The 16,103-nt window shown below is 37.4% G+C and carries 13 protein-coding genes; 8 read left to right on the top strand and 5 right to left on the bottom strand.

The window, feature by feature from the left end; translation table 11 throughout:
- Window positions 1-516 precede the first annotated feature (516 nt).
- Window positions 517-1,287 (top strand): hypothetical protein, encoded by a 771-nt coding sequence (locus RIV7116_RS09305; RefSeq protein ID WP_015118042.1) that lies wholly within the window; start codon window positions 517-519, stop codon window positions 1,285-1,287.
- Window positions 1,288-1,384: 97 nt separating this feature from the next.
- Here the strand turns inward: RIV7116_RS09305 and RIV7116_RS09300 are convergent, their stop codons facing one another.
- Window positions 1,385-1,858 (bottom strand): CRR6 family NdhI maturation factor, encoded by a 474-nt coding sequence (locus tag RIV7116_RS09300; RefSeq protein WP_015118041.1) that lies wholly within the window; start codon window positions 1,856-1,858, stop codon window positions 1,385-1,387.
- A gap of 305 nt (window positions 1,859-2,163) precedes the next feature.
- Window positions 2,164-4,404, bottom strand: a complete 2,241-nt coding sequence (locus tag RIV7116_RS09295; protein ID WP_015118040.1) for a S8 family serine peptidase — start codon at window positions 4,402-4,404, stop codon at window positions 2,164-2,166.
- A gap of 785 nt (window positions 4,405-5,189) precedes the next feature.
- Here RIV7116_RS09295 and RIV7116_RS09290 point away from each other — a divergent pair.
- Both RIV7116_RS09290 and RIV7116_RS09285 read left to right on the top strand, forming a co-directional pair.
- On the top strand, window positions 5,190-5,633 hold the full coding sequence (locus RIV7116_RS09290) for a Fur family transcriptional regulator (RefSeq protein WP_015118039.1): 444 nt from the start codon (window positions 5,190-5,192) through the stop codon (window positions 5,631-5,633).
- 145 nt (window positions 5,634-5,778) lie between these two features.
- Window positions 5,779-6,120: a hypothetical protein gene (locus tag RIV7116_RS09285; protein ID WP_157229269.1), complete on the top strand. Its 342-nt coding sequence runs from the start codon at window positions 5,779-5,781 to the stop codon at window positions 6,118-6,120.
- 70 nt (window positions 6,121-6,190) lie between these two features.
- Here RIV7116_RS09285 and RIV7116_RS09280 read toward each other — a convergent pair whose 3' ends face one another.
- A complete protein-coding gene (locus tag RIV7116_RS09280; protein WP_015118037.1) occupies window positions 6,191-6,541 on the bottom strand; it encodes a hypothetical protein in 351 nt (116 codons plus the stop codon).
- Window positions 6,542-7,334: 793 nt separating this feature from the next.
- Between RIV7116_RS09280 and RIV7116_RS09275 the strand changes: the two genes are divergently transcribed.
- Together RIV7116_RS09275 and RIV7116_RS09270 are read left to right on the top strand one after the other, a co-directional pair.
- Window positions 7,335-8,111 (top strand): putative hydro-lyase, encoded by a 777-nt coding sequence (locus RIV7116_RS09275; RefSeq protein WP_015118036.1) that lies wholly within the window; start codon window positions 7,335-7,337, stop codon window positions 8,109-8,111.
- A gap of 69 nt (window positions 8,112-8,180) precedes the next feature.
- A complete protein-coding gene (locus tag RIV7116_RS09270) occupies window positions 8,181-9,134 on the top strand; it encodes a DUF4392 domain-containing protein (protein WP_015118035.1) in 954 nt (317 codons plus the stop codon).
- Window positions 9,135-9,236: 102 nt separating this feature from the next.
- Here RIV7116_RS09270 and RIV7116_RS09265 read toward each other — a convergent pair whose 3' ends face one another.
- Together RIV7116_RS09265 and RIV7116_RS09260 are read right to left on the bottom strand one after the other, a co-directional pair.
- Window positions 9,237-10,094 (bottom strand): 3'(2'),5'-bisphosphate nucleotidase CysQ, encoded by an 858-nt coding sequence (locus RIV7116_RS09265; RefSeq protein WP_015118034.1) that lies wholly within the window; start codon window positions 10,092-10,094, stop codon window positions 9,237-9,239.
- 137 nt (window positions 10,095-10,231) lie between these two features.
- Window positions 10,232-11,119, bottom strand: a complete 888-nt coding sequence (locus tag RIV7116_RS09260; RefSeq protein ID WP_044291651.1) for a sugar kinase — start codon at window positions 11,117-11,119, stop codon at window positions 10,232-10,234.
- 133 nt (window positions 11,120-11,252) lie between these two features.
- Between RIV7116_RS09260 and rsmI the strand changes: the two genes are divergently transcribed.
- The 3 genes from rsmI to RIV7116_RS09245 all read left to right on the top strand — a co-directional run bounded on the left by rsmI (window position 11,253) and on the right by RIV7116_RS09245 (window position 16,091).
- Entirely contained in the window at window positions 11,253-12,125 is an 873-nt protein-coding gene (rsmI, locus tag RIV7116_RS09255; RefSeq protein WP_015118032.1) for a 16S rRNA (cytidine(1402)-2'-O)-methyltransferase, read from the top strand.
- 169 nt (window positions 12,126-12,294) lie between these two features.
- Window positions 12,295-12,474 (top strand): 30S ribosomal protein S21, encoded by a 180-nt coding sequence (rpsU, locus tag RIV7116_RS09250; protein ID WP_015118031.1) that lies wholly within the window; start codon window positions 12,295-12,297, stop codon window positions 12,472-12,474.
- A gap of 749 nt (window positions 12,475-13,223) precedes the next feature.
- The gene (locus tag RIV7116_RS09245) at window positions 13,224-16,091 is read left to right on the top strand and encodes a COR domain-containing protein (protein ID WP_015118030.1); all 2,868 of its coding nucleotides are present in this window, start codon (window positions 13,224-13,226) and stop codon (window positions 16,089-16,091) included.
- The last annotated feature ends 12 nt before the right edge of the window (window positions 16,092-16,103 follow it).

Below are 16,103 nucleotides of genomic sequence, written 5' to 3'. Positions count from 1 at the left end.
AAAAACAATTTTTTTTTTAGTCAGAATGTTAGTTCCATATCATTTTGGGGAATGATAAATAAGAAGGCTAAAAAAACCAGTTTATTTTATGCCAAATTCTAACCATCATTAGTAGTTAAACTGCATCGCAGTAATACATATGAATTAGTAGTTGAAATTGGCAAATATGAAAGAAATTGTGGGCTTAGATATAGAAAATATTTAAGCCAGCCTCTCTTATTTAAATTCAATATCCAAACCATAGAAGGTTTTAAAGTTAACAGCTAGTTTGAAGTTTTGTAACCTTTATTTATCAATGTCTATTGAAAGTTGATACCAAGTCTTTACTATTAGCAACTAATGGCAAATAAACTGACATTATTAAAGAAAAGTAGGCAATTGATACAAACACTATTCCCTGTGAAAGATGTACAAATAGAGGTAAAAGCGATAAATTCTTTTGCATGAACTTCTCTCTAGCTGTTAAGTAGGTGCAATCACCTTTGTAAATGATTCACGAAATATAAGGAAAAAATAATGGCGATTCGGTTACATAGCTTAGTTGTTACTAAAAAGCGTTATATCCAGGTTGAGACTCAACCTCACCATTTAACAGGTATTTATAAAAAAATTATTCTTGCTTCTCGCAATATACCTTTATGGAAATTTACTGATACAAACAGCGCATACTTTGAAAGTGAAGAAGATGGAACTATCGCGTTTTATCAAGCTGTAAATAGCGATACTTCCAGCGCTGGGATTTGGACATATATGGTTTATGACTGCCCTGAAGGTGAAGAAGGCGTATTCTCTGATTCTTCTTTTAATACAAGCATTCAAACTTTGAGAGAACTGTTTGCCGGTAAGAAAATAGAGACATCGGCTTTAGATATATATGAGTATTTACAATATAGATATACTGATAGTGATTGTTTAGATATTGAACTGCCATTAAATTGGAATAAATTAGTAGGGCACAAAATAGCAGATGTTTTATTTGAAGAATATAAGGCGTTGAAATCTACTTGTGTATTTGCTCAAGGTGCGGGAAAGCGTTACGCACAAATAATTTTAGATGAATTTATCCAGGCTGGAAAAGAAATTATCGAAAGTGGTAAGAAATTAGAGGATTTTGAATCAGCCCAATACGATATTTTAAATAGAGTAAGTATCGATGATATGGCTAAATTAATTATTGAATATAACGATTATCGTATTTGGCAAGCTGCTTTACCAACTAAATCAAAAGCTGTTGAGTATGCTTTTAATACGGCATTAAGTTTGATATCGCGTATTGAGCAAAATTAATATAGTACTTTAGCTACGAATTATAAAAAATAAACATAGACTGAAAACCCAGTTTTAAAAAAAACTGGGTTTTTTATTGATATGGGAAGCTAACAAGTTAAAGCATTGCAAATAGTTCGTCATCTAAGTCGTAACCCAGCAATTTTGCCATTGACTTAATGCGGGATTGACTGGGAATGTTATGTTTTTCTAGCCAATCCTTTAAAACAAAGGTTTTTTGCATGAGAAAAATTTCTAAAGCTTCGGGATTGTATTGAATGCCTTCTTTAGAGCTAAATTGATGTGGAATTAACATTGCTGCATAACGGACAAATTCCCCAGATTGCCAATCTAATAAAAATGGAAGCCACGGGTATTTTGCATCCAATCGGATAAACCACAATCTTACTTCTGGAATCTCCGAAAGTTCCCGTGGATCTCCCTCTTCTAATTCGTATTGAAGATCTAAACGTAGTTGTTGTTCGTTGGAAGCAATATTATTCTCTGCAAGGATTTTATCAATTGCTGTTACAGCAGGTGACAAATCTAAGCTGTTGATAGAGCTACCAGGAATTGGAATGGTTAAAGTCATTGCCGTCTTATTGAGCTACGACATTTTACACTAACACCAATTAGTATTTTGGATCGAAAATGAGAGGAGGGAGAGTGAGGGAGGGAGTGAGCATAATTCATAATTCGTAATTCGTAATTCGTAATTGATGCCCCATAAATGAAATTTAGGGGCTTCAACTTCGCGTAGTTGACATCCACGGATGAATCCGGGGGCTTCAAACCATAAATGTTTTCCCGGTGAGGAAGAAAATCAAAAATCATTATCACATTACCCCAATGCCCAATGCCCTATGCCCAATGCCCAATTCCCAACTCCCAATTAACTTAACTCAGCCATTTGTGATACACGGCATTATCGCCACCAACGGCAAATATATCGATGCGATTTTGTCCCCAGGATACGGCAGCAGGTGCGGAAAGTGATGCTCCACCGAGATTTTCCCATTCTCCCCAGCTAGATTGAATGCATACTTTGCGGTATAGCTTGTTATCAGTACCGACTGCAAAAACATCAAGGCGATCGCCATTTATAGAAGTGACTGCGGGGGAGTATGCCCACAAACCGCCCAAGCTTTCCCAGTTGCTGCTCCAGGAGGTACCATTCCAAGTTTTGCGATATATAGCGCCATCGCAACCTCTGATCAATACGTCAATAGAATTATCATCGGTAGAAACTGCTGCTGGGGCACCCAAACTTATGCCACCCAAAGAAAGCCATTCACTCCAGCTACTTCCATCCCAGAATTTGTGCCAAACGGCATTGTCGGCAGCAACGCTAAATATATCTAATCTGTCATTTCCCCAACTAGTAGCAGCAACACCGTGCTTGCATAAACCACCCAAGTCTTCCCATTCTCCCCAAGACTTTCCATCCCAACATTTACGTTGGATTGTACGCTCTTGGGAAATAATAAATAATTCAATATTTTGATTGCGGGATAATACCCCAGGGCTTCCCAAACTAAACCCGTCTAGTTTTTCCCACTCGCCAGGATTTTTATCTTCATGCCAAGATTTACGATAAATAGCACTGTCACCACCAACGATAAACGCATCTAAATGATGTTCGCCAGAAGAAACCGCCGCAGGTGCATAAAAACTGTTGCCTCCCCAACTTTCCCACTCGTGCCATTTCGGCTGTTGGGGTAAAAGTTCATCGAAGGCTGCTTTTGCTTGAATTATTCCCGCACCGGAATGATAGTCAAAACCAGGATCGCCAATATTTTTAGCCGTATTTCTGAGGAGTTCCTTGGCTTCTTGTTGATCTAAATCGGACTTTGCCTGTTTAAGTAGCGCAACTACACCAGCAGCAATCGGACAAGCCGCAGAAGTACCGTTATCGCTGGCAAAGTAACCTTTAAAATGACTTACAGAACAAAAATCTGGCTTATTGGGATCTAAAGATGCAGGTCCCTGACTGCTGTAGCCAATAAACTGTTCTTCCTTATTAACAGCACCAACTGTCATCACCAAAGGATGTCCGTTTGCACCCCAGATACTTTTACCGGAGCCAAAATCAGTTCCGCATCTTTGAGAAGGGCAGCTACCTCCACAGTTACCTGCTGCGAACAAAACTAAAATACCTTGTTCGATGGCTTCGACAACTTTACGGGTAAAAGGATGTTCCGGATTATTAGCATAAAATTCATCCCAGCTTTCTTGGTAAATCCCCCAACTATTAGTCAGAATTTGAGGAGTACCATCGGTTTGATACTGTTTAATTGCCCAATCAAATACTTTTAAAGCATTAGATACAGCGTCACCGCCAGCAATCCGGCAATCGTAAAGTTTAGCAGCAGGTGCCATTCCCAATACATCAGTAGCCGACATATTGCCGTGTTCTCCCCAATCCTTGGCAGTTGTTCCCCAATCGGATGTAGGTCCACCAATAACGTTTTTCACCCGCCGAATGGTTTCTGATGGGCCACAATCGCGCCCTTCAGCGGTTATACCACCATCCACAACGCCAACAACAACACCTTCCCCTTTGAATCCAGCCGCCCAAATTTGATCTACACCAAAGTACTTAGCCACATCAGCCATAGTTCCCTTGGCTGTTGTCGGCGAGCAGTCACAAGTACCAATGGGACAATCTTGCGCTCCATCAGTTGGTGCGACTAAATCTTTATCTTTTTCTAATAATGCAGTATTAAAAGGTGCAATGGGGGTATCCTTATAAACTTTTACTACATTAGATTGTGACTCTAACTGTTGAATATCGTTTTCTTCTACGATCCCGCGCACGATAACTGTATCTTCATTGTTGGCTCTGATAGTAGATACATTCTCGCTACTGGGATTAACTGTTATCGGTTCGTAGCTAGTATCAAATCTGAAACTTCCTACATTTATTTGTGCGGCGGTGCGAGATGCTTCCAATACACCTTGATTGCTAGGTACGCGCAACTCTACCAATACTTTCTGCATATGTCCGTAAGATGAAGCAGCATCCATATCGCTGCTAGGCATTCCATGCGGTGCGGATGGAGAATTCATATCTAAGGAGGGCATTCTGCGAGGAGAATTATTAAAACTGTTCATATTCGGATTTTCATTGCTCTGCATTTTTATCACCCTGGCTTCAAGTAGAAAATTTGAATTACGGTTATTAGCTGATTTTTTAATCTCAGAGAATACCGCTAAGTAGATGTGCTGATTTATTAGAAAACTTTTTCGAGCTTATTCCTGACATTATGTAAATTCACTATAGAATATGAGAATAAGTAGATATACTGAAAAAGCATTTTCTCAATCTTTGTCTTCAGTAATAACCACAGGTTCATGGGTAATTGGTAATTGGTAATTGGTAATTACGCAAACGGTGCTGTTATACGAAGCTATGAGAAAAATTGCAGGTAGTAATAAAACTTGTACCTTCACGCACCGACAAATAGCTATGACAATAACGTAAATGCTGTAAATGATTTAACTAAACATATGGGTTGAATTAAGAGGCAACAAAGCCGTGAAAGATACCTCCCACGCTCCGCGTGAATGGCTTGGGCGGCGTGTCGGCGGACAGAGTATTCTTTGTGACGAACCGCCTTGTTCAAACCCCCATCACAATTCCAACCAACTTCGGCTCTTCCTTCGTTTAATTATTTAGCTTTGATACCAAATTTAGCCCTTAAGTAGACGTTTGCAGTGATTTTAAGCTAAAGTGGTAATGAGTTTATTTTAAATAACTGGTGACAAACTAGACTTTTAGAAACATAAAGGAAGTATCTCCTATCAACTGCATCCTTATAGATGTAAAGCCAGAAATTGTGAGTCAAGGATAATGTGTAGGGTTACTTTAATTTTTGCATCTATGAACCAAAAAATAAACTTTGATAGTAATAACTACTAATATGCAAAAACAAACATTATCTACAAACCCGATTCGTTCGTTAGAAGACGCATTGGAAAGATGTCAAACTCAGGGAATGCGAGTTAGTCGTCAACGTCGTTACATTTTAGAGTTATTGTGGAAAGCAAACGAACACCTTTCCGCTCGTGAAATCTACGATAGGCTGAATCAGGAAGGTAAAGAAATTGGACATACATCTGTTTACCAGAATTTAGAAGCCCTATCAAGCGGGGGTATTATCGAATGTATTGAACGCTGCGATGGGCGTTTGTACGGAAATATTAGCGATTCCCACTCTCATGTAAATTGTTTGGACACAAATCAAATTTTAGACGTTCATCTGGAATTACCTCAAGAAGTGCTTCGTTATGTAGAAGAGAAGACAGGAGTGAAAATTACAGATTACAGCGTTAACTTTTATGGGTATCGCGAATCGCAGGATTAATAATATCTATTTTTCAAATTGTGTAGAGACGTAATATAAAGACGTCTCTATAATTTTGGAATCTAACACTCACGCAATCAAACGCTTCATTAATAGCATTGTTGTGGGATTATATTTATGTACCAAGATTAAAAATATTCCAATCGTGTTATCTGCAAAAATTGTTATAACTGCTGCATCTGCTGGAATTTTTTCTGCTGCTTCCGTCAGTGCTATCGATAGCTTCTTTGCAATAGTTGTGAGAAAGAAAAATATTGCAAGTTTTAGAGAAATTATCAAGCAGTGTTTGATTTCCGGTTTTACCTATGGACTTTTGCTTGGTGTAATATTTTATGGTTTTAATTATGCTGAGTCGAAGCCCATACAAATGATTGTTATTTACTCAGCGTTGTTAATAGTCTCCACAATCTTATCGAATTCCCTTGTATTTGGATATTCAAAGTTGTTTTCTAAGAAACCAGATAGTGAAGTTGCCGGTGATAATTAATTAATAATTATCTTTTATGATGGTGCGTTGCACTCCGTGACAACACACCCTACGTTAATACGTTACAACGTTAATTATCTTCACTTTTAAATACAAAATTTTGGAATATCTGTATTACTAAAACTATTGAAGGTCCTCCAATTATTACATAGGGGAAGACAAATTCTCTAACGTTTTTAATTGGTGTAGCTGTATTAAATATTAAACCAATAAAAGCAATCATACCCATTGGTATTCCAAACATAAAACTAACATCAGCATAAGACTTTAACTTGGAAATATTGCTTGTTGCTGGTTGATTTCTAATTTTAGTAAAAATATCTTTTATAATTTGCGAAATTATTCCCATTAAAGCACCTGAAGCAATAGCTAATAGCAGGGCTAATAGTACATCTTTATTTATCTCAGAAAAATTATGCATAATTGAAAACTGTTAGATAAAATTGGTAATTTCCTGGAGGAATAATTAACTCTTGAACGATGAACATTATTAATGTCAAAATAAAGGCGATCGCCAAAGTTGGAATGATTCATAATTGTTTATGTATAGGTCTATTTTAATACTTTTGATTTACATATTTTCTATCGTTCAAACAGTCAATTAAATACTTATCTCTTTACTAGAGTTGAGTTAGATTTCAAGTCTTATAGTAGCCTGCAAATAGCTTGATGAATAATTTATTACCGAAAATTATAGTTAACAAGTAATAAATAAGCATTTATATCTGGTATCTACCATAGACAATTTTGAACAATAATTCGTTTGGCATCAAATATTACTATCCATAATTAAAGATGCAAAAATATATGTTGACAAGTATGGTTTTCAGAAAAGAATTGATGCCAGTATTTGTATTAAGATTTAATTCAAAGCGCATCCTTTTGAAGGCTATTTTCTTAAGGTTTCTTAAACTTAAAAATAAAAACTTAAAATATTGAAATCAATAGTCTTTTAAGAAAAAAATTCTTGATTATAAATCAGTTGAAGTATAGACAAGCAAAACAAAGCATTAAAACATATGCAGTCGATACAGCGAGATAACATAGAATTGCTTTATTGTTTTGTAGTCATGGATATATTTTATATCAAACTATATTGATTCAATGCACGCACACAATTAATACTGAAATAAGTAATAGATTGGTTGTAGGGTTGAGTTGGTATTTAAAACTTAACTACCTCTGATAATCAAATCTAAAAAAGTTGATGGCTTATGGACTTATCTCCTAGTGAAGTACGGTTTCAGTGTCGCCAAGGAGCGTTTCATTTTCCCACTCCTGGAATTGCAGATGGATTTCTACAAGCAAATTTAGTTGTTTTGCCCAGAAGCATGGCATTTGACTTTTTGGTTTTTTGTACTCGCAACCCCAAACCTTGCCCTTTACTGGATGTAACTGAAGTTGGTAATCCCGAGCCAGAAATAGTTGCTAGGGGTGCGGATTTGAGAACTGATTTACCGCGATACCATATATTTCGTCAGGGGGAATTACAAGAAGAAGTCGGCGATATTTCCGATATTTGGCAAGATGATTTCGTCGGCTTCTTGATTGGCTGTTCGTTTTCTTTTGAAGCGGCTTTAATGAATGCAGGTATTTCTGTAAGGCATATTGAAGAAGGTAAAAATGTGCCGATGTACAAAACTAATATTAATTGTAGGACAGCAGGAAAATTTTCTGCTCCTTTAGTTGTATCAATGCGCCCTTTATCTGCATCTGATGTTGTTCGTGCGGTACAAATTACCAGTCGTTTTCCCAAAGCACATGGTACACCCATACACTTTGGCTCTCCCGAAGACATTGGAATTACAAATTTAGATGCTCCTGATTTTGGTGAAGCTGTAACAGTAGCTGAAGGAGAAATTCCGGTATTTTGGGCTTGTGGAGTCACAACTCAAATTGCAATTCTTCAAGCAAAGCCAGAAATCGCCATTACTCATGCTCCTGGGTATATGTTTCTGACAGACGTTAAAGACGATCATTTCTCCTGGTGATGAAATTGTTTCGTCTGATTTGTCAAATAATTTATCCTTACCCTTAACTGCTTGCAAAATTTTCTCCTTATGATCCAAAAAGCGCAATACGAAAGTGAAACTTTAGACAAAATCGCTTGCCTAGAAAGTATCTGTTCGCGAGATGTAGGTAGAGGTATTGAGCCTTTAGTGAAAGCAGCTAAGGGGGGATTATTGGGGGCTGCTGGTTCGATTGCGGAACATTCTCATCCTAACGTGGCGATTATTACAGGATTCTTCATGCCCTATGGCAATCCACCATGTCCCGAAACAGACGGTCCCATAGGGTGTGCGCTGTTAGCGGCTGGTTTGATTGAGGTCGGCATACCTGTAAGAATTGTAACGGATGCATTATGCTATCAAACAGTAAAAACAGCACTACTCGCAGCAGGAATTTTTCAGGATATTCCTTTTGATATTGTTGATTTAAGGGAAGTCAAAGGTAACCAAAATTCAGTCACCTCACTTTTAGAATTTTGGAAAACTTTACCATTATCAATATCCCACATAATTTCGATTGAAACACCGGGACCAGGAAAAGATGATATTGTTCGTAATATGAAGGGGCAAGATGTGACTCCTTATACGGCACCGCTACATTTGATATTTGAGTCAGAAAAAATTATTTCTATAGGTATTGGTGATGGTGGAAATGAGTTAGGAATGGGAAATATTCCTAGAAAAATTATTGCGAATAGCGTTCGTCATGGGGAAGAAATTGCCTGTAAAATCAAATGTAATTATTTAATAGTTTGTGGTGTATCTAATTGGGGAGCAACTGGTTTATTATTAGCTCTTTCTATACTTCGTCCCCATTGGCAAGCTGGAATTATCAAAAAATTGAATCCAGAAACAGAGTTTCATATTTTGGAAACACTTGTGGATAAACATTTAGCAATAGATGGAATTAAAGGAATTCCGAGCCTATCAGTTGATAACTTATCTTGGGAATTTCATGCAGAAGTTTTGAAACATGCTATTGAATCAGTGAGCAGTGAGCAGTGAGCAGTGAGCAGTTAACAGTGAACAGTGAACAGTGAACAGTGAGCAGTTACCAATTGCCAATTACCCATTACCAATTACCCATTACCAATTACCAATTCTCTATTAACTAAAATCTTGCAAAATTCTTTCTGCTTCTTTACAAAGCATTTCGTGACATTTACCATTACTGGCTAATAAACCACCCCATTGATTAATATCTCCGGTGTTGTATTGTAATGGAGTTCCGTCAAAATGAGTATAGTTTCCGCCTGCTTCGGTTAATATTAATTCTGGTGCTGCCATATCCCAATCTTTCGGTGCGGATTTACCGGAAAGTGAAATGTATATATCGGCTTGCTGTTCGATGATAGTAACGATTTTACCCCCGACGCTTCCTACCGATTTCTGATTTTGACAGGGTAATTTTGATAAGAGAAAATTTAATTTTTCATTGCGATGGCTGCGACTTACAACTAAAGTTAAATCTTGGGGATTGTCGCGTTCGGAAACACGTACAGATTTTCGTTCTCCATCCCTAGTTTCGACAAAAGTACCGCCACCTTTAATTGCATAATATAGTTTTTCAGCTTCAGGTATTGCAACTAATGCTAATTCGGGACGCTTATTTCTGACTAAAGCAATATGAATCGCGTACTCGCCAGTTTTATTAATAAAATCTTTTGTACCATCTAAAGGGTCAATAATCCATACCCATTCTGAATTATTTTTGCCATCTTGATTTTGATAGGTTTCTTCGCTAATATAACCAAAATCTTCCCCAGATAATTCACTTTGCAATTTTTGAAGAATAAAGCTATTAACGGCTAAATCCGCTTCTGTTACTGGATCTTTCCCTTTATTATCTTTATATTCTATATTCAAATCATCTTGTTTCTCGCCACGATAGTAAGAGCGCAATATATCTGAGGCTCCCCAACTAATGGGACGAATTAATTCGAGAATTGATTGTAAATCTTTCATATTAGTTGTTAGTTATTAGTTATTAGTTATTGGTTATTGGAAATAGTTATGAGATTAAAAATATAGTGACAGCGTCTCGCTTTCTAAAAACAATTTCACTCTCTCCCTCTTTCCTCTCTCTTGCTCGCTGTTCACCGTTAACTGTTAACTGCTCGCTGATTTTCCATCCAGCGACGAGTTCCGAAAAATTGGCAGGATAAAGCTGCTATTTTCGCGGATTTTTCAAGCGCAGTGGTAAATGTGTCTTGCAAAACATAGTGACAAAAAGCACCATGAAAAATATCTCCAGCCCCTAGTGTATCAGCAGGTTGTATTTTTGGAACATCTAAAACTTTAATTTCGCTTTGGCATAAGTATTGAATGGGGTTTTCTCCCTGAGTAATCGCAATATTAGGAATACCAACTTTATTTAGATAGGCAAAAACTTCTTCAGAATTATGGCAGTTAGGAGGATAAAAATTAGCCGAGCAAATAGCATAATCAACCAAGGGTAATAGCTTATCAAATCCAGCTTTCCAGCTTCCGCTATCGATAACCACTGGTATATTTTCGGCTTTGGCTTTTTGCGCGATCGCACATCCTAATGCCATTTGATGACCATCGATCAGTACAATATCAATGTCTTGCAAAATATCTGGGGAAATATCTTTACTATTAGCTTGAGTTTTAGCAGCATTGATAGAAATTACAGCACGTTCCCCAGAATCTTTACTAACAATAATTGAAGATACTGGTGGCGGGTTTTCTGTGGTAGGATAACAATCAATTATTTCTATTTGGTAATTAGCTAAGTCGCTTTTAATCAATTGCGTCATGGGATGACAGCCAACAACACCCAAAACCTTAGCATTATTACCCAAATGACTGAAGGTTACAGATGCATTTGTTACCGGGCCACCTGCTGCAACAATATAATCTTCTGCAACTAACTTCTGATTATTTTTTGGGGGAGATTCTGCAAGATAAATTAGATCCAGCGTCACTAAACCCACGAATAAGCCATTAAAAGATTTTTGATTTTGCATAGTGAATTGGTTATTGGGCATTGGGCATTGGGATAATAGGTAATGGGTAATGGGTAATTGGTAATAGTTAAGAAATTAACTTTAATTATTCACTGATAACTGATAACTGTTCACTGTTCACTGCTAACTGAAAATGCAAACCGAATCAAAGCCAGGTGTACTGTACATTGTTGGCACTCCGATTGGAAACTTGGAAGATATGACTTTTCGAGGAGTGCGGATATTGCAGTCGGTGGATTATATTGCGGCTGAAGATACGCGGCATACGGGAAAACTTTTAAAGCATTTTCAAGTTAATACGCCACAAATTAGCTATCACGAACATAATCGTAACAGTCGAATTCCAGAATTATTAAAGCAGTTGCAGGATGGAAAAGCTATAGCTCTGGTAACGGATGCTGGGATGCCCGGAATTTCCGATCCTGGTTATGAATTAGTCAAAGCTTGCGCCGAAGCTGATATTACAGTCATTCCTATTCCTGGAGCAGTTGCAGCCATAACCGCATTGAGTGCTTCGGGGATTTCTACAGATAAATTCGTGTTTGAAGGATTCCTCGGCGCTAAATCAAAACAAAGGCGATCGCACCTAGAATTATTGAAGTCAGAAGAGCGTACCTTGATATTTTACGAATCTCCCCACCGTTTGCGCTCGACTTTACAAGATATGAAAGAAATATTTGGCGACGATAGACAAATTGTCTTAGCGCGAGAATTGACTAAAATGTATGAAGAGTTTTGGCGCGGAAGTATTGCGGGTGCTTGTAGTTACTATGAATCTAAGGCTCCGGTGGGTGAATACACTTTAGTTGTGGCAGGTAATACCGCCGCTGAGCGCCAGTTTACAAGGGAAGAACTGGTTGCTGAGTTAGAAACAATCATGAATCAGGGGATATCGCCCTCACAAGCGAGCCGTCAGCTAGCTGCATCAACTTCTTTACCCCGTCGTCAGCTTTATCAACTAGCTCTTACTTTAAAAAATTCCGATTGTGAGATACAAGATACATAGAAACACGATTGAAAGGTAAAATAGTAAATCTGGAAAATGAAGCATTCGAGTTTTGCTTGATTGTTCCAGTTTTGCTCGACGCTCGGGTAAATCGTGGAATATTTTCATCCCGATTAACCAACGCATTACAATAAAGTACAAAAATAGTTGTTGACAACGAGGGATTAGAATGACCCAAGTGGTTTTAGGTGAAAACGAAGGAATAGATTCAGCTTTACGTCGATTTAAGCGTCAAGTTTCCAAGGCGGGAATTTTGTCTGATGTTAAATATCATCGGCATTTTGAAACCCCACAGGAGAAACGTAAACGTAAAGCAGTAGCAGCAAGACGCAAAAGACGTTTCAAATAAGTAGATATGAGTAAATTTACTAATTGCAATCGATGGAAATCCATCACAATATTGACGGTGCCCAGTTTCTCTAGAGGACACGGTAAACGCCATCATATATCTAAAAACTAAAAACTAGAATAAGGACTTTTCTTGATGTAAACCACCTCGAAATTTCCAGAATATAGTTGAATGAAGCAATATCTAAATATTCATTGCTCATCAACAAGCTATTGACTTTTTTGCAAGCAACCACCGTTAAATTAGCGGTGGTTGTTCGTTAATTTGTAATTGGTAATTGGTAATTGGGGATTGGTAATTGGTAATAAATATTGATATTTGAGCCATAGAGTAATTAATTAACCAAAGTTGATATTAATAGGACTTACGCAACGGGCATATTTTTCTTGTAGGGTGCTGTGACACTTTGACTGATTATCAACGTAGTAATAAGGTTTTTAGTGTCACGCACCAAGCAGGTGTTATGAAAATTGCGTAAGTCCTGTTCTTACCAAACGTTCTCTTTATGTTTTAGTCACAGATACTTGTAGAGAGAACACTGACTTTTACTGGTGGATGAAGGTTGCGGAATTTTGAAGTGATAATAGCCAGATTTTGATTATCAAAAGGTTTTAATGGTATTAGAGAATAAAGATGTCAATCATTAGTCAAGCGATCGCATATTGCGCTGCACAAATATAAAAGTGGATAAGTTTTATTAAAATAACTCTAATACATATTGTATATAACGTACATCTGAGTTCTGGCTGATGACTGAGGAAGAACTGCTACTGATAATTGAACGAGCAGCAACACAGGGGTGTGCGGGATTAGACCTTTCTGGTAATGAGTTGACGGTTTTACCTCCTGAGATTGGGAAGCTGACTCAACTTAAGAGGTTGATTCTCGGTAAGTATAGGTATGATGACAAAGGACGTATCGTTGGTACTATCGGCAACAAGTTGAGTAAATTACCTCGAGAAATTGGATTGCTCGCTCAACTTGAAGAATTTCACATAGTCAGAAATAAACTCAGTAGTTTACCAGCAGAAATTGGACAACTCGCCAAATTGCAATCCCTCAACCTCTCGCACAATAGGCTGAGTAGTTTACCAGCAGAAATTGGACAACTCACCAAATTGCAATCCCTCGACCTCAGCTTCAATCAACTGAGTAGTTTACCAGCAGAAATTGGACAACTCGCCAAATTGCAATCCCTCAACCTCTCGCACAATAGGCTGAGTAGTTTACCAGCAGAAATTGGACAACTTACCAAATTGCAAACCCTCGACCTCTACAACAATCAACTGAGTAGTTTACCAGCAGAAATAGGACAACTTACCAAATTGCAAACCCTCGACCTCTACAACAATCAACTGAGTAGTTTACCAGCAGAAATAGGACAACTTACCAAATTGCAAACCCTCGACCTCTACAACAATCAACTGAGTAGTTTACCAGCAGAAATAGGACAACTTACCAATTTGCAATTCCTCCACCTCTCGCACAACAAGCTGAGTAGTTTACCAGCAGAAATTGTCCAACTCACCAATTTGCAATTCCTCCACCTCTCGCACAATAAGCTGAGTAGTTTACCAGCAGAAATTGTCCAACTCACCAATTTGCAATCCCTTGACCTCTCGCACAATAAGCTGAGTAGTTTACCAGCAGAAATAGGACAACTCACCAAATTGCAATTCCTCAACCTCAAAGGCAATCAACTCAATAGTTTACCGACCGAAATTGGGCATTTATATTCATGCCTACGAGAACTTAAGCTTGATAGTAATCTCCTAGAATCCCCTCCACCAGAAATCCTCAGTAAAGGTACCAAAGCAATCCTAAACTTTTACAAACAACAGTTAGAGCAAACAATTGATCGTCTGTATGAAGCAAAATTCTTGATTATTGGGGAAGGGGGAGCGGGTAAAACTTCTTTAGCTAAGAAAATTGAAGATGAAAACTACAAGCTCAAACCAGATGAGGAATCAACGGAAGGAATTGATGTAATTCAATGGAAATTCCCCTTAGATAATGGTAAAGAATTTCGGGTTAATATCTGGGATTTTGGTGGTCAGGAAATTTACCATCAAACCCACCAGTTTTTCCTCACCGAACGCTCTCTTTATGCTTTGGTTGCTGATTCTCGGAGGGAAAACACTGATTTTTACTGGTGGTTGAAAGTAGCGGAACTTTTAAGCGATCAAAGTCCAATTTTGATTGTACAAAATGAAAAACAAGACCGTCAGTGTGAAGTTAACGAACGTCAGTTACGTGGGGAATTTACTAATTTAGAAAAAGTTTTAGTGACTAATTTAGCAACAAATCGCGGTTTAGAAGAAATCAAAAAAAATATCAAACTCTATATATCTAATCTTCCTCATGTTGGTACAGAGTTACCAAAAACTTGGGTGGAAATCCGTTCATCTATAGAAGAAGATTCCCGAAATTATATTAGTAAAGAAGAATACTATAAACTGTGCGAAACGAATCATTTAACTGACCGTAAAGATATGCTGTTCCTGAGTCGCTTTTTACACGACCTCGGTGTTTGTCTGCATTTCCAAGATGATTCTACACTCAAACATTATGTAATCCTCAAACCTGAATGGGCGACAAATGCGGTTTATAAAGTATTAGATAATCAAGCTGTTAGGAATAATCTGGGTCGTTTTAACCAAAAAGAACTCGCTAATATTTGGAAAGATAGAAAATACGCTCAGATGCAGGATGAATTGCTGCAATTAATGATGCGGTTTAAACTCTGCTACGAAATTCCTAATTGTCCCGGTAATTACATTGCTCCACAATTACTCGAAATCGACCAACCCGAATATACCTGGGATAAATCTAATAATCTTATATTAAGCTACAAATATGAATTTATGCCCAAGGGTATTATTACTCGCTTTATTGTCGAAACACACGATTTAATTGAACAACAACAACTTGTTTGGAGAAGCGGTGTTGTTCTCAATAAAGATGAAACTCGTGCTGAAGTGATTGAAAATTACTATCAACGGGAAATTAAAGTTCGGGTATCGGGAAGTCGTAAAAAAGAATTACTCGTGGTTGTCAATCGTGAATTAGAAAAAATTCATCGTTCTTTTGAGCGATTGGAATATCAAACTTTGGTTCCCTGTAATTGTGAAAAGTGTGCGGGAAGCAAGAATCCTAATACTTATCCCTTAGAAATTTTGTATAAGCGTTTAAACGCTGGTGTATATGACATTCAATGTGAACAAAATAACTTTGTACAAGTAGATGTCCGCAGATTGATTGAAGATGTCAATTTGTTTTCTCAACGGGAAGATAGGAAATTTAATACCCAAAATGTACTATTAGAAAAGCAATTACCCAAGAGGCGTGGTCAAATACTAAAAGAATTAACAAATGCCATTATCGATGCTTATCCAAATAAAACTGATTTAGAGATGATGGTTTATTTTCAATTAAACGAAAATCTAAATTCAATAACTGGAGGAGAAAATACGAAGCAAATTGTTTTTGAATTAATAAAATGGGCTGAATCGACAGATAAGTTAGAGAAATTAGTACATTCTGCGTGTGAATCGAATCCTGGTAATCAAAAATTACAAAGGATAAGCAAAGAATTATTATCTAATCTACGAGAATGAAAAGGGAGCATC

The organism is Rivularia sp. PCC 7116 (assembly GCF_000316665.1).
Lineage (GTDB): Bacteria > Cyanobacteriota > Cyanobacteriia > Cyanobacteriales > Nostocaceae > Rivularia.
Note: the sequence above shows the minus strand (reverse complement) of the source record. Positions and strands in the feature narration are given on the sequence as shown.